The organism is Variovorax sp. GrIS 2.14 (genome assembly GCF_046115955.1).
Lineage (GTDB): Bacteria > Pseudomonadota > Gammaproteobacteria > Burkholderiales > Burkholderiaceae_C > Variovorax.
In genome coordinates this window covers 57,304-71,443 of sequence record NZ_JBJXIA010000016.1, presented here as the reverse complement: position 1 = coordinate 71,443, position 14,140 = coordinate 57,304, and the positions used below count along the sequence as shown (strand labels likewise).

15 protein-coding genes are annotated in these 14,140 nt (G+C 65.5%); 10 read left to right on the top strand and 5 right to left on the bottom strand.

The genetic code is table 11. The features are described 5' to 3' along the window. Positions 1 to 11: 11 nt before the first annotated feature. The gene (locus RCH10_RS21540; protein ID WP_409053974.1) at positions 12 to 980 is read left to right on the top strand and encodes a M48 family metallopeptidase; all 969 of its coding nucleotides are present in this window, start codon (positions 12 to 14) and stop codon (positions 978 to 980) included. A gap of 9 nt (positions 981 to 989) precedes the next feature. On the opposite strand, the gene RCH10_RS21535 is transcribed toward RCH10_RS21540, so the two are convergent. The 4 genes from RCH10_RS21535 to RCH10_RS21520 form a co-directional block, all read right to left on the bottom strand. Then, on the bottom strand, positions 990 to 1,760 hold the full coding sequence (locus RCH10_RS21535) for an SDR family oxidoreductase (protein ID WP_323495791.1): 771 nt from the start codon (positions 1,758 to 1,760) through the stop codon (positions 990 to 992). A gap of 124 nt (positions 1,761 to 1,884) precedes the next feature. Next, entirely contained in the window at positions 1,885 to 2,784 is a 900-nt protein-coding gene (locus tag RCH10_RS21530) for a pseudouridine synthase (protein WP_409053973.1), read from the bottom strand. Further along, the gene (locus RCH10_RS21525) at positions 2,781 to 4,127 is read right to left on the bottom strand and encodes a leucine-rich repeat-containing protein kinase family protein (protein WP_409053972.1); all 1,347 of its coding nucleotides are present in this window, start codon (positions 4,125 to 4,127) and stop codon (positions 2,781 to 2,783) included. Before RCH10_RS21525 ends, RCH10_RS21530 begins: the two co-directional genes overlap by 4 nt. A 32-nt stretch (positions 4,128 to 4,159) precedes the next feature. After that, on the bottom strand, positions 4,160 to 5,230 hold the full coding sequence (locus RCH10_RS21520) for an MBL fold metallo-hydrolase (protein ID WP_409053971.1): 1,071 nt from the start codon (positions 5,228 to 5,230) through the stop codon (positions 4,160 to 4,162). 97 nt (positions 5,231 to 5,327) lie between these two features. Between RCH10_RS21520 and RCH10_RS21515 the strand changes: the two genes are divergently transcribed. From RCH10_RS21515 to RCH10_RS21480, 8 genes are all read left to right on the top strand, one after another. After that, positions 5,328 to 5,723, top strand: a complete 396-nt coding sequence (locus RCH10_RS21515) for a MerR family transcriptional regulator (RefSeq protein ID WP_409053970.1) — start codon at positions 5,328 to 5,330, stop codon at positions 5,721 to 5,723. Positions 5,724 to 5,762: 39 nt separating this feature from the next. After that, complete coding sequence (gene can / locus RCH10_RS21510; protein ID WP_187053165.1) at positions 5,763 to 6,473, top strand: carbonate dehydratase; 711 nt, start codon at positions 5,763 to 5,765, stop codon at positions 6,471 to 6,473. Between the two features lie 120 nt (positions 6,474 to 6,593). Continuing rightward, positions 6,594 to 7,778, top strand: a complete 1,185-nt coding sequence (locus RCH10_RS21505) for an acetyl-CoA C-acyltransferase (protein ID WP_409053969.1) — start codon at positions 6,594 to 6,596, stop codon at positions 7,776 to 7,778. 12 nt (positions 7,779 to 7,790) lie between these two features. Next, positions 7,791 to 9,035, top strand: coding sequence for a glutamate carboxypeptidase (locus RCH10_RS21500; protein WP_409053968.1), 1,245 nt, complete (start codon positions 7,791 to 7,793; stop codon positions 9,033 to 9,035). Between the two features lie 19 nt (positions 9,036 to 9,054). Beyond that, positions 9,055 to 10,185 (top strand): acyl-CoA dehydrogenase family protein, encoded by a 1,131-nt coding sequence (locus RCH10_RS21495; protein WP_409053967.1) that lies wholly within the window; start codon positions 9,055 to 9,057, stop codon positions 10,183 to 10,185. Positions 10,186 to 10,252: 67 nt separating this feature from the next. Beyond that, on the top strand, positions 10,253 to 10,672 hold the full coding sequence (locus RCH10_RS21490; RefSeq protein WP_409053966.1) for a YchJ family protein: 420 nt from the start codon (positions 10,253 to 10,255) through the stop codon (positions 10,670 to 10,672). Positions 10,673 to 10,686: 14 nt separating this feature from the next. Continuing rightward, on the top strand, positions 10,687 to 11,385 hold the full coding sequence (locus RCH10_RS21485) for an HAD family hydrolase (RefSeq protein WP_409053965.1): 699 nt from the start codon (positions 10,687 to 10,689) through the stop codon (positions 11,383 to 11,385). Positions 11,386 to 11,440: 55 nt separating this feature from the next. Next, positions 11,441 to 11,773: a thioredoxin family protein gene (locus RCH10_RS21480; RefSeq protein WP_409053964.1), complete on the top strand. Its 333-nt coding sequence runs from the start codon at positions 11,441 to 11,443 to the stop codon at positions 11,771 to 11,773. A gap of 24 nt (positions 11,774 to 11,797) precedes the next feature. On the opposite strand, the gene RCH10_RS21475 is transcribed toward RCH10_RS21480, so the two are convergent. Beyond that, positions 11,798 to 12,862 carry an AraC family transcriptional regulator gene (locus RCH10_RS21475; RefSeq protein WP_409053963.1) on the bottom strand — a complete coding sequence of 355 codons (1,065 nt, stop codon included), beginning with the start codon at positions 12,860 to 12,862 and terminating at the stop codon, positions 11,798 to 11,800. Positions 12,863 to 12,958: 96 nt separating this feature from the next. On the opposite strand from RCH10_RS21475, the gene RCH10_RS21470 reads away from it, so the two are divergent. Then, positions 12,959 to 14,131 carry an isovaleryl-CoA dehydrogenase gene (locus RCH10_RS21470; protein ID WP_409053962.1) on the top strand — a complete coding sequence of 391 codons (1,173 nt, stop codon included), beginning with the start codon at positions 12,959 to 12,961 and terminating at the stop codon, positions 14,129 to 14,131. The last annotated feature ends 9 nt before the right edge of the window (positions 14,132 to 14,140 follow it).

The window sequence follows — 14,140 nt, the reverse complement described above, 5'->3', positions numbered from 1 at the left end:
CAAGAACCTCCATGCGCGGCCTCCTGCAGTTCACGCTCGATTTGTTCAACGTGCCCGAGGCGGACGTCGATATGGTTGTCGATGACTTGCCGCCAGCCCAAGCGCCGAAGCTGCAGCAGTCCACACCGGTGCTTCCACTGTCGCAGTCGCAGTCGCCGTCGAACTCGGTGCCACACGCACCGGCCACTCCCCCTGTGCCGCTCAGGGACGTGTTGTCCCAGGCCCGTTTCATTCACCCCCGTGCCACGCGCGAAGTGGTAGTCGGCCATGCGCGCGTCGGCTACGAGTTCACCCGTGGCAAGCGCGGCACCATCGGTTTCGTGGTCGGCGCCGAGGGACTGTCGGTGCGCGCCCCGCGCTGGGTCACGCTGCGCGATGTCGATGCGGCTGTGCTGGAAAAAGCCGACTGGATCGTCCGCAAGCTGGCTGAAACGCAAGAGCGTCACGCGCGCGTCGAAGCTTCGCGCATCGAATGGAAAGACGGTGCGACCTTTCCGTTTCTAGGCGAGCCTGTTGTGGTGCAACTCGATCCGCGCCACGGCTTCAAAGGTGTGGGCGCCGTGCTCGATGCGGAACTCGATGCGAACGGCGCGCGAACTTTGCGTCTCGCGGTGGCAAACAACGCCAATCCGGATCAGATCCGCGACGCGGCGCAAGCGTGGCTCACGCGCCAGGCGCGCCGCCTGTTCACCGAGCGCCTCGATGCCTACGCGCCGAAGCTCGGTGTGCGGTGGAAAAAGCTGTCGCTGTCGAATGCTGCGACAAGATGGGGCAGCGCCAGCAGCGACGGTTCGATCCGCCTGAACTGGCGCCTCATCCATTTCCGCCTGCCCGTGATCGACTACGTGGTCGCGCACGAGCTGAGTCATCTGCGCGTGATGGACCACAGCCAGCGCTTCTGGGAGACGGTCGAGAGCGTCATGCCCGACTACCAGCAGCTTCGTCGGCACCTCAAAGACGAGACGATCCCTCGTCTTTAGCGCCTATGGCTACCGGGCGTGAGTGACGCCGCCGTCGACGACGAGGGTCGATCCCATCACGTAGTCGCCCGCGCGCGAGGCCAGATAAATCGCAGCGCCCGCCATGTCTTCCGGCGTGCCGATGCGACCGGCCGGGATGCGCCCCTTCACCTCGTCTCCGTGGTCACGCGCATCCTTGTTCATGTCCGATGCAAACGCGCCCGGCGCGATCGCGCTCACCACGATGCGGTCTTGAGCGAGCCGCAATGCCATGCGGCGCGTCAACTGGATCAGGCCGGCTTTGCTCGCCGCATACGAATACGTCTCCTGCGGGTTGACCGAAATGCCGTCGATCGACGCGATGTTGATCACCTTCGCCAAGTGGTCGGTCGCAGCCTTCTTCAACATCGGCGTCAGCGCCTGCGTCAGGAAGAACGGGGCTTTGAGGTTGAGGTCGACCACCTTGTCCCAGCCGCTCTCCGGGAACTCGTCATAAGGCGCGCCCCAGGCAGCGCCGGCGTTGTTGACCAGGATGTCGAGCGAACTTTCATGCTTGGCGTAGGCATCGACCAGCGCCTGCGCGCCGGCCAGCGTCGACACATCGGCGGGCAGCGAAATGCAGGTGCCGAAGGCCGAAAGCTCCTTGGCGGTCTGGTCGCAAGCCGCTGCTTTGCGCGCCGAAATGTAGACGCGTGCGCCCTGGGCCAGATAGCCCTCGGCGATCATGCGGCCGATGCCGCGCGAGCCGCCGGTGATGAGCGCGGTGCGCCCTTTGAGCGAAAAGAGGTTGCTGGTGTCCATTGATGTCTCCTGAACTTGTTTGAAAAATTTGCCGGCAAAGCTTAGTGCGCGATGCGGCGCTGGCGCGTCACCTTGGCGCCAGAGCGCTCCCCCGAGACGCCGTTTCGGGCGTCGTTCTCGTCGTTCAAAGCGCCAGCGCGCGCGGGCTTTCGAAGCGTCGGGGCTCGCCAGTCAACGGATCGCGGAAGGCGACGGATTTCGCGAGCAGTTGCAGCGGTTTGTCGAAGTCGTCGCTGTCCGCCGGCAGCAGCGTCGGGTAGATCGGATCGTTGACGATCGGCACGCCCAGCGCCATGCAATGCACCCGTAGCTGGTGCTTGCGGCCGGTGACGGGGGCGAGGTCGAGCAAAGCGCGCTCGCCATGCACTTCGCGCAGTGATAGATGTGTCTCGGAATTCGGCTCGCCTTCGACTTCTTTCACGCGCATGAAGTGGTCGTCGTCGTCCACCAGCTGGCTGCGATACACGCTTGGCACCGATGCGCCTGCGGGCCACGTCACGATTGCCTCGTATCGCTTTTCAACCGCGCGATCGGCGAACAGGCTCGTATACGCGGCGCGCGTTTGCGGCTGCACAGAGAACAACACCAGCCCCGCCGTGCCGCGGTCGATGCGGTGCAATGGCGCCAGATCGTCGATTCCCAGCTTGCGCTTGAGCCGGACCAGAAGGCTCTCTTGCAGGAACTTGCCGCCCGGCGTGACCGGCAAAAAGGGTGGCTTGTCGGCGACGACAAGGTGTTCGTCATGGAACAGCACCGCCTCGTCGAACGGAATACGGGGCTCTGCATCGAGCGTGCGGTAGTAGTAGACGCGCAGCGGTGCCTGGTAGTGCCGGTCGGCCGTGACTCGCTCTCCGTGCTCGTCGACGACGGTCCCGGCGTTCATTCGCCCGATCCATGTCGCGCGGTCGATGGCCGGAAAACGCTCGACCAGAAAGTCGGTGATGGTCGGCCACGGGCCGGTCGGCAAACCGACACAACTCGGGCCGACGCCGTCGCGCGTGGGCAGCGGTAATGCGGGCTTCACACGCTCGCCCCGGCGAGTGCTGTTTCCAGTTCGCTGAACGACGGCCGCGCGCCGACGTCGGGCTGCAAGCAACGCTTTGCAAGCATCTGCAAGCCTTCGGCCAAGGGACCGGCCGCATCGCATCGTTCGGCCAGCTCTTCGAGCAGACAGCCGAAGGCGCGCACCTCCAGTCGTTGCAGCGCGATAGATTGCGCCACAGCCAGATTGCCGGTCATGGCCGCTGCGCCTAAGTCGCCGAGCAGCGCCGTGCCATCAGCCTCGAACAGGATGTTGTGCGCGTACAGGTCGCCATGCACGATGCCGTGCGCGTGCAGATGCGCCATCGCCGACGCGATGCCCTGTGCCATCCGGTGCGCGGCCGGCAGCGACCACTTGGCATCTGGTGAATACACATCCCGCGTACAGGAAGCGAAGCTGGGGGGACCAGCGAGGTTGCGATACGCCGGATCTACCAGCGCCATCAGCAACCCGTCGGTGCCATCCGGGTGCCCGGTAATCTGCCCCTGTGCCGAAACGAGATTGGGGTGCGAGCCGACGGCGAGCGAGGCGGCCATCTCGCTGTGCGGCCAGCCGTCGCTGGTGACTGCGCCCTTGAAGAGCTTGACCGCGACGGGTCGCTTTCGGTCGTTGCCTTCACCGTCGTTGCGCTCACCGTCTTGGCCGCCGAGCGCGGCCTGGTAGATCACGCCCGATGCGCCTTCACCGAGCTTGGCACCCAGCGCCAGGCGGCGCCAGTCGACCTGCGGGATGGCAGTGCTCGCCGCCACGTCATGCTCGGCACGCTCGCAGAATGGATTGCCGCTAACAGCCAGCCACGACAGACGCGGTAGCGAGAGCAGCCACGACGGCACCGTCTCGAACGCATTGGCCGAGATGCGCAGCAGCTCCAGGCTCTGGAGCGACGCCATCGAATCGGGCAACGCGCTCAATCGGTTGCCCGCCAGCATCAGCTTCTGCATGCGGGCGCAGGCGCCGACAGAAGCGGGCAGTGCCTCGATCGCGTTGTCGGTCAGGATCAGCCAACGCAGCGACGGGGGCAGCGCATGCGAGGGCACCGTTCGAATGCGGTTCGCCTTGAAGCCGACGATGTCGAGCTGGCGGCATTGCCCGATCGATTCCGGCAACGTCGTGAAGCGGTTGTTCGAGCAGAAGAGCACCCGCAGCTTGTGCAGCCGCCCGAGGTCGTCGGGCAGCGAATCGAGCGCATTGCCCGACAGGTCGAGCACTTCGAGCGAATCGGCAAGCGCAAAAATCTCGCGCGGAAACTCGGTGAGTCCGCATGACAAAGCCAGCCGCTGCGCACCTGCCAGCCGGCCCGCGCGCAACTGAGCAAGCATGTCCATGCCGCGAGTTTAGGTGGCTGCGTTGCGCGGACTCAAGTGGTCGGAAGCCCGAAGCGGTAGACGCCGTCGGCACCGCGCGTGCGCTTGAGCTGGCCTTCGAACATCAGCATGTTCAGATGCGCCACCGTCTCGCCCATCGCGAAGGTCATCTGGTGCGAATCGAGCTCGCGCTTAAACATGATCAGCATGCCCTCGGCCGCGCTCAGCGGGCGCACCGCGCACCCTTCCATCAGCTCGGCCAGCCGGTCGCGGTGGTGCTCCTGCAACTGCTCGACACGGCGATGGATGCCGGTGAACGGCTTGCCGTGCGAGGGCAAGCCGAGCGCATCGGCCGGCAGGGCGTTGAACTTGGCAATGCTGTCGAGAAAGAGCCGCAGCGAGTTGGCTTCCGGCTCGCCCGCATGCACGCTGACGTTGGTCGAGATGCGTGGCAGCATCATGTCGCCGCCGATCAGCAGGTTGAGGTCGGCGCAGTACAGCGCGATGTGTTCGGGCGCGTGGCCGTAACCGCTGATGCAGCGCCATGCGTGCCCGCCGATCATCACGGTGTCGCCGTCCATCATCCGCACGTAGGTGTCGGGCACGGCGGGCACCATGTCGGCGTAGTAGCTGTTGCGACTGCGAATTTCTGCGATGACTTCGGCATTCGTCACGCCATGCATGACGAGAAAGTCAGCCGCCATGTCGCCGCCGGCACCGCTGTCGCTGCTGGTTTTGCTCGTGAGCAAGCGGGCCACGTTGTAGTCGGTGGCGCTGATCCAGAGCGGGGCGTTCCAGCGCTTGCAGATGAAGTCGGCCAGACCGATGTGGTCGGGGTGCATGTGCGTGACGATGACGCGCAGGATCGGCATACCCTGCAACTGCGTCTCGAAGATCTGCTCCCACTGCGCGCGGGACTCGTCCCGCGCGATGCAGCAATCGACCACCGTCCAGCCCTCGACCCCGTCGATGGAATCGCGCAGCAGCCAGAGGTTGATGTGATTGAGCGCGAAGGGCAGCGTCATGCGAATCCAGCGCACGCCGGGCGCCACTGCGAGCGCCTCGCCGACTTCGGGGAGGGTGTCGCCCAGGGTGTAATGGAGTTCGCGTTCTAGGAGGTTCATGTAAGATTGACGTTTACGTAAACGTCATGATGTGACGCCACATTGTAGGCAGTGCGCGACCATCCCGCTGTCGCCGCCGGAACGTCCTTTTCTCTTCATGCCGACGCAGACCTTCACCATCAGCGAGCTCGCCAAGGAGTTCGACCTCACGACGCGAGCCATCCGCTTCTACGAGGACCTGGGCCTGCTCGCACCGGAGCGCTCCGGCTTGCAACGCATCTACAGCGCGCGCGACCGGGCCCGGCTCACGCTCACGCTGCGCGCCAAGCGCCTGGGCCTGAGCCTGACGGAGGCCAAAGACATTCTCGACATGTACGACAGCCCGCGCGACACCGAGGCGCAACTCGAAAAGTTCCTGGGTGTGCTCGGCAGCCACCGGGAGCAGCTCGAAGCGCAACTGGGTGAGCTGCAGGCCAACCTCGAAGAAGTGCGTGCCCACGAGAAAAAAGCGCGGGCCACCCTGGCACGTTCCCGCAAAGTTCCTGGCCGCTGAACCTTCCCGTTGAACCCTTACCTTAGCCACAATATCGCCATGCCTGAATCACTCGAAGACCTCTTTGCCCACAACCGGTCCTGGGCTGCACAAATGGAACGCGACCGGCCCGGCTTTTTCACCGGCCTGGTGAAGCAGCAGACGCCACGCTACATGTGGATCGGCTGCTCCGACAGCCGGGTGCCGGCCAACCAGATCACCGGGCTGGAGCCGGGCGAGGTTTTCGTGCACCGCAACGTCGCCAACATCGTCGTCCACTCCGACCTGAACGCGCTGTCGGCGATCCAGTTCGCCGTGGAGCGTCTGAAGGTCGAGCACATCATGGTGGTGGGTCACTACGGTTGCTCGGGCGTACAGGCCGCGCTAGAGGGCGCGCGCATCGGCATTGCCGACAACTGGATCCGCCACATCCAGGACGTGCGCGACCGGCACCGCGTGATGCTCGAAACCTTTCCGCCGGAAGTCCGGGCCGATGCGCTGTGCGAACTCAACGTCGCCGAGCAGGTGGTCAACGTGTCGGTCAGCACCGTGATGGTCGATGCCTGGAGCCGCGGCCAGTCGGTGCGGGTGCATGGCTGGACCTTCGGCGTGCACGACGGCTTGCTGCAAGACCTGGGCTTCGACGTCGACGGCAGCAAGCCACTCGACAATCAGTACCGCGCGGCGGTGCAGCGTATTCGCTACAAGTGGAGCAGGCCGCCGGAGGCCAGCACTGCGCCGGCGCCCGACACGGCCAAGGCGACCGGCTGATCCGCCGGCCGACGCACTCGCGCTCTTTCGGCTGACCGCATCCTGCCGATCAGCGCGACGCGGCCTGTTACTCGATCCATAAACCCGCGGCTGGCTGGCCGTTCCTCCAAGGAGATCCTCATGTCCGAATCCATCGTCATCGTCGGCGCCGCCCGCACCCCCATGGGCGGCTTTCAAGGCGACTTTTCTTCACTCGCCGCGCACGATCTTGGTGGTGCCGCCATCAAGGCAGCTGTCGAGCGTGCCGGCATCGACGCCGCCACGGTCGGTGAAGTGCTCTTCGGCAACTGCCTGATGGCTGGCCAAGGCCAGGCACCGGCACGCCAGGCGGCCTACAAGGGCGGCCTGCCCGATAGCGCGGGGGCCGTCACGCTCAGCAAGATGTGCGGCTCGGCCATGAAGGCCGCGATGTTCGCGCACGACATGCTGCTGGCCGGCACGCACGACGTCATGGTCGCGGGCGGCATGGAGAGCATGACCAATGCGCCCTACCTGATGCTCAAGGGTCGTGGCGGCTACCGCATGGGCCACGACCGCATCTTCGACCACATGATGCTCGACGGCCTGGAAGACGCCTACCAGCCGGGTCGCTCGATGGGCACCTTCGGTGAAGACTGCGCAGCCAAGTACAACTTCACCCGAGGGCAGCAGGATGCCTTCGCCACCGCCAGCGTGGAGCGCGCGCGCCACGCCACGGCCGATGGCTTGTTCAAGGCCGAGATCACACCGGTAACGGTCAAGGGCCGCAGCGGTGAAACGATCGTCGCCATCGACGAAGGCCCGGGCAAGGTCAAGCTCGACAAGATCGCCACGCTCAAGCCGGCCTTCAAGAAAGACGGCGGCACCATCACCGCCGCATCCAGCTCTTCGATCAACGACGGCGCTGCGGCGCTGGTCATGATGACCGAGTCGCATGCGAAAAAGATCGGCGCCAGGCCGATCGCACGGCTGGTCGGTCACGCGACCCATGCACAGCAACCCGAGTGGTTTTCGACCGCACCAGTCGGTGCTGTCGCCAAGCTTTTCAAGAAGACCGGCTGGGGCGTGAAAGACGTCGATCTGTGGGAAGTGAACGAGGCCTTCGCCGTGGTGCCGATGGCGCTCATGAAAGAGCTCGACGTCGCGCACGACATCGTCAACGTGCACGGCGGCGCCTGCGCGCTGGGCCACCCGATCGGCGCGAGCGGCGCTCGCATCATGGTCACGCTCATCCATGCGCTGCAATCGCGCGGCAAGAAGCGCGGTGTCGCGACGCTGTGCATTGGCGGAGGCGAAGGCACCGCGGTCGCGATCGAACTGATCTGAATGGGTTCGTGCTTGAAGCGAAGCCTGGCCGCCATCCTCGCCATCGTGCTTGCGGGCGTGTTCGTGCAGACAACGGCGTTCGCGCAGAGGCGAGACAACGTACTGTTCGATGCCGCCACGGCAGAGCAGCAGGCTGTGCTCAAGACCTTGCAGCGCCTGGTCAACATCGAGACCGGCACGGGTGATGCCCAGGGCATCGCCGCGGTCGGCAATCTGCTCGAAGGCGAACTGAAAGCGCTGGGTTTCAGCGTGACGCGCAGCAAGGCGGCCGCTGGCGTGGTCGGTGACAACCTCGTCGGCAAGCTGAAAGGCAAGGGCGGCAAGAACCTTCTGCTGCTCTCGCACATGGACACCGTCTACCCGAAAGGTACGTTGGCCAAGTCGCCGTTTCGCCTCGAAGGCGCGCGCGCTTATGGCCCCGGCATCGCCGACGACAAGGGCGGCACCGCTGTCATCCTGCACACGCTCAAACTGCTGAAGGACTACGGCGTGCGCGACTACGGCACCATCACCGTGCTGTTCAATACCGACGAAGAAAAAGGCTCCTTCGGGTCGCGCGAGTTGATCGAGCAGGAGGCGCGGCTGGCCGACTACGTGCTGTCGTTCGAGCCGACCAGCGCCGAGGTCGAAAAGATGACGCTCGGCACCTCGGGCATCGCCTATGTGCAGGCCAACATCAAGGGCAAGACCTCGCACGCGGGCGAGGCGCCAGAAGCGGGTGTCAACGCGCTGGTCGAGGCATCGGACCTGGTGCTGCGCACGATGGACATCGACGACAAATCCAGAGGCCTTCGCTTCAACTGGACCATCGCCAAGGCCGGCACCGTCAATAACGTCATCCCCGACAGCGCCACGCTGAATGCCGACGTGCGCTATGCGCGCAACGAAGATTTCGAAGCGGCGATGAAGACGCTCGAAGAGCGGGCTCAGAACAAGAAGGTGTCCGGCTCGGAGGTTGAAATCGTCGTCACCCGCGGCCGCCCGGCGTTCAACGCGGGCGAGGGCGGCAAGAAGCTGGTCGACAAGGCCGCCGGCTTCTATCGCGAAGCTGGTGGCATGGTCGAAATCGAAGAGCGTACCGGCGGCGGCACCGATGCGGCCTACGCAGCGCTGTCGGGCAAGCCGGTGATCGAGAGCATGGGACTGCCAGGCTCCGGATATCACAGCGACAAGGCCGAGTACGTGATGATCGACGCCATTCCGCGCCGGCTCTACATGACCGCGCGGATGATCATGGATCTCGGCGCGGGCAAATAACAGATCTCGGAGACACGACATGCTGCTGACCCCCGACCAGGAAGCGATCCGCGACGCGGTACGCGATTTTTCGCAGGCCGAACTGTGGCCGCACGCGCCTGCATGGGACCGCGAGCACGCCTTCCCCAAGGCGGCGCACGCCGGCCTCGCCGCACTAGGCGCCTACGGCATCTGCGTGCCCGAAGAAGACGGCGGCGCCGGGCTCGACTACGTCACGCTGGCATTGGTGCTCGAAGAAATCGCGGCTGGCGATGGCGGCACCAGCACGGCCATCAGCGTGACCAATTGCCCGGTCAACGCCATCCTCATGCGCTACGGCAACGCGCAGCAAAAAAAGAAGTGGCTGCAGCCACTGGCGCAGGGCCACATGCTCGGCGCCTTTTGCCTGACGGAGCCGCAGGCTGGCAGCGACGCGTCGAGCCTGCGCACCACGGCGCGCAAGGATGCCCACGGCTACGTGATCGACGGCGTCAAGCAATTCATCACCAGCGGTAAGAACGGCCAGCTGGCCATCGTCATCGCGGTCACCGACAAGGGTGCCGGCAAGCGCGGCATGAGCGCGTTCATCGTGCCGACCGATGCGCCGGGCTACAACGTCGCGCGGCTCGAAGAAAAGCTCGGCCAGCACTCCAGCGACACGGCGCAGATCAATTTCGACGGCTGCCGCATCCCGGCTGAAAACCTCATCGGGCAAGAAGGCGAGGGCTACAAGATCGCGCTGGGCGGGCTCGAAGGTGGTCGTATCGGCATTGCCGCGCAGAGCGTCGGCATGGCGCGAAGCGCGTTCGACGTGGCGCTGGCCTATGCCAAGGATCGCCAGGCCTTTGGCGGCAGCATCTTCCAACAGCAGGCCGTGGGCTTTCGGCTGGCCGAATGTGCCACGCAGCTCGAAGCCGCGCGCCAGCTCATCTGGCACGCAGCGAGCCTGCGCGACGCCGGCCTGCCGTGCCTGAAAGAAGCCGCGATGGCCAAGCTCTTCGCCAGCGAAATGGCCGAAAAAGTCTGTAGCGCGGCCATCCAGACGCTCGGCGGTTACGGCTATGTGAACGACTTTCCGCTGGAACGCATCTACCGCGACGTGCGCGTTTGCCAGATTTATGAAGGCACCTCGGACATCCAGAAGCTGATCATCCAGCGGGCATTGGCCTGAGCTTTAACGGGTACCCGACGGGGTGGCTGGCGAGCAGGGTGCGCGGGGTGTTCCAATGGAGGACCTCATGAGCGCCTCCACGCCCCCTCCCGCCCCCTGTCCTTGCGGCCGTCGCGACCGCCGCGAGAAGCCGTTTACCTACGCCCTGTGCTGCGGGCGCTACCTCGACGACTTCGACATCACGCCCGCGCCCGACGCCGAATCGCTCATGCGCTCGCGCTACACCGCCTTCGTCAACGAACGCGCCGACTACCTGCTCGCCACGTGGGCGCAGGGCCACCGGCCGTCGCAAGTCACCTTCGAGCCCGGCGTCAAATGGCTCGGACTCGACGTGCGCTCGCGCTCCGTGCTCGACGCTGACCATGCCGAAGTCGAGTTCGTGGCGCGCCAGCGCGACGCTGCCGGCGTCGCCACCCGTTTGCACGAGCGCAGCCGCTTCGTTCGCGAGGAAGAGCGCTGGTACTACGTCGACGGCACGCGGTACTGATCGGTCATCGCTCCATGAGTGACCTCCCCTTCGATGCGGTGCTGTTCGACTGCGACGGCGTGCTGGTCGACTCCGAGCCCATCACCAATCGCGTGCTCGCCGAAATGCTCGGTGAACTCGGCTGGAAGCTCAGCACCGAAGAATCGATGCGGACTTTCACTGGCAAGGCCGTCAGGGATGAAGCCGCGCTGATCGAGGCGCGCACCGGCTTCGCCATCACGCCCGAATGGCTCGCAGGCTTTCGCGAGCGCCGCAACATCGCGCTGCATGCCGATCTGCTCGCCATCCCCGGCGCGGTCGATGCTGTGCGCCGGGTGCATGCGCTGGCGGGCGGGCGTATCGCCTGCGCTTCAGGGGCCGACTTGCACAAGGTCGAGTTCCAGCTGGTCAAGGTCGGTCTGCACGACTTCTTCACCGGCTACGTCTTCAGTGGCCACGACACGCCGCGCAGCAAGCCGTTTCCGGATGTCTACCTGGCGGCGGCCGCCGCGCTGGGCGCGGACCCGGTCCGCTGCGCCGTCGTCGAAGACACCGTCACCGGCGTGACCGCGGGCGTAGCGGCCGGTGCCACGGTGTTCGGCTACAGCCCGCCCGGCATGGCGGGGCTCGGCCACAGCGACCCCGACGCGATGCGCGCCGTCGGGGCCAGCGTGGTGTTCACCGACATGTCGCAATTACCCGATGTGCTGGCCGCCTGGCGGGCGCCCCGCTGACGTGCGGAGCCCCCGCCTTTCTGGTGCAATGAGTTCGTTGCCAGAAAGGACCGTCATGACCACCCCCTCCGCCTACCAGACCGAACAACCCGAGCGCACCGGCATCGATGCGCTGAAGGGCGCTGCGGTCGTCGAGTTCGGCACCAACTGGTGCGGCATCTGCAAGGCGGCGCAGCCCGTAATCGTCGAAGCGTTCGCCGGCCATCCGCATGTCGAACACATCAAGGTCGAAGACGGCAGCGGCCGGCCTCTCGGCCGCTCGTTCAACGTCCGGCTTTGGCCGACGCTGATCTTTCTGCAGGACGGACGCGAAGTGGCGCGACTGGTGCGGCCGACCGAGGCGCAACCGATCGCCGACGCGCTCGCCGGCATCGACCCGATCGCCTGAAGACATCAGGACGGCGTAATCCGACTATTCGGCGGGTCGCCGAAACGCTCCGGGTGTCATGCCGGTCCAGTCGCGGAACGCGCGCGCGAAGCTTTTCTCGTTCCGAAAGCCTACCGCCAGCGCGATCTGCTTGATCGGCTTTGTCGTGCGGCGCAATTGCCGTTGCGCCTCGTCGCGACGCACCTCGTCCTTGATCGCCTGCAGCGACGTGCCTTCGTCCTTCAACTGGCGATGCAAGGTGCGGGCCGATACGTTGAGCGCGGATGCCAGCGCGTCGGCGGTGTTCGATGCAGCACGCGGCGCCGTAGCGTGCGAACTCGCTTCACTATCGGCCGGCCCGCGCATCAGCTCGCGCACGCGCTGTCCCAGCAGCCGGTCGCGCCGGTACTGCAGCACCGTCAGCGGGAGCGCACGCTTGAGCATGGTGCGCAGCGCGCGCTCGTCGCGTTGCAGGGGCAACGCAAGGTAGCGCTCGTCGAAGCTGTAGCTGGCACGGGCCGCATCGAACCGCACGTCGCCAGCGAACATCAACGCGTAGGCGTCGCGGTGGGATGGCGCTGCGAAAGGAAAGGTCGCGTGGCGCAGCGAGATGCGCGAGTCGATCGCCCAGCAAGCGTAGCCATGCAGGAAACGCAGGCTCGACACCAGGCAGAACTCGCGGAACGCCTTGTCGAGCGGCCGCTGTTCGGTGATCGACAAGGTCGCCACGCCGCCCAAAACCTGCAGGTCGAGCGCGATGTCGTCGGTCAGCAGCCGATGGTGACGGCACCAGCGCTTGATGGCCAGGCCCAAGTCGGGCGAGCCCAGCGAGGCACGGCACAGCATGCCGTAGCTACCCCAGGGCAGCTTGCGGGTGAACCAGCCGAGCGCTTCGTCGTCGAGCTCCTGCATCGCGTGCGCGTTGAGCGTTTCGAACTGCACTGCCGTGACGCGGGCACCAGGTTTGGCGACATCGCGCGGCGCGATCTGTGCCGCGCGCAGGGCGCCGGACGGATCGACGCCATAGCGCTCGTAGCCGCGCACGATCGCTCGCACGAAGGCCATCGGCGTGGCGGCGCGGGCGGGGCTCAGGAACGAAGGGGAGGACATGGTATGGATGCCTTCATGTGGCACGATTTGCAACCATTGTGGCGCCAATTGAGGATCGTGCGGGCGTAAGCTGCGGTGTCACAGGAGACAAACCCCATGCACGATCCCGGCCTCAATTTCGACCTGGGCGACACCATCGATTCGCTGCGCGACGCCATCCAGACGTTCGCCGCCGCAGAAATCGCGCCACGCGCCGCCGCCATCGACAGCGAGAACCTTTTTCCACACGACCTGTGGCAAAAGCTCGGCGCTCTCGGCCTGCACGGCATGACGGTCAAAGAGCAATACGGCGGCACCGAACTCGGCTACCTCGCGCACATCGTTGCGATGGAGGAAGTCTCGCGCGCCTCGGCGTCCGTTGGCCTCTCTTATGGCGCGCACTCCAACCTGTGCGTCAACCAGATCCACCGCAACGGGACCGACTTTCAAAAGAACAAGTACCTGCCCAAGCTGGTGAGCGGCGAGCACGTCGGCGCGCTGGCGATGAGCGAACCCAACGCTGGCTCCGACGTCATCAGCATGAAGCTCAAGGCCGACAAGAAGGACGGCTACTACGTGCTCAACGGCGGCAAGATGTGGATCACCAACGGCGGCGACGCCGACACGCTGGTCATCTACGGCAAGACCGAACCCGAGATGGGCGCACGCGGCATGACGGCCTTCATCGTCGAGAAGAACTTCAAGGGGTTCAGCGCCGGCACCAAGCTCGACAAGCTGGGCATGCGCGGCAGCAACACCTACCCGCTGTTCTTCGACAACTGCGAAGTGCCCGCCGAGAACGTGCTGGGCGGCGAAGGCATGGGCGCCAAGGTGCTGATGAGCGGCCTCGACTACGAGCGTGCGGTGCTGTCCGGCGGCCCCCTCGGCATCATGGCTGCGTGCATGGACGCGGTGCTGCCCTTCATCCACGACCGCAAGCAGTTCGGCCAGAGCATCGGCGAGTTCCAGTTGATGCAGGGCAAGCTGGCCGACATGTACTCGACCTGGCAGGCGACGCGCGCGTATGTTTATGCGGTCGGCAAGGCCTGCGACCGCAACGAGCACGCCCGCACCTTTCGCAAGGATGCGGCCGGCGCGATTCTGTATTCGGCCGAGAAGGCGACGTGGATGGCCGGCGAGGCGATCCAGGCGCTGGGCGGCGTGGGGTACACGAAGGACTTTCCGGTGGAGCGGCTGTGGCGCGACGCGAAGCTGTATGAGATCGGCGCGGGGACGAGTGAAGTGCGGCGAATGCTGATCGGGCGCGAGTTGTTCGCAGAGACCTCCTGAGGGCGGGCC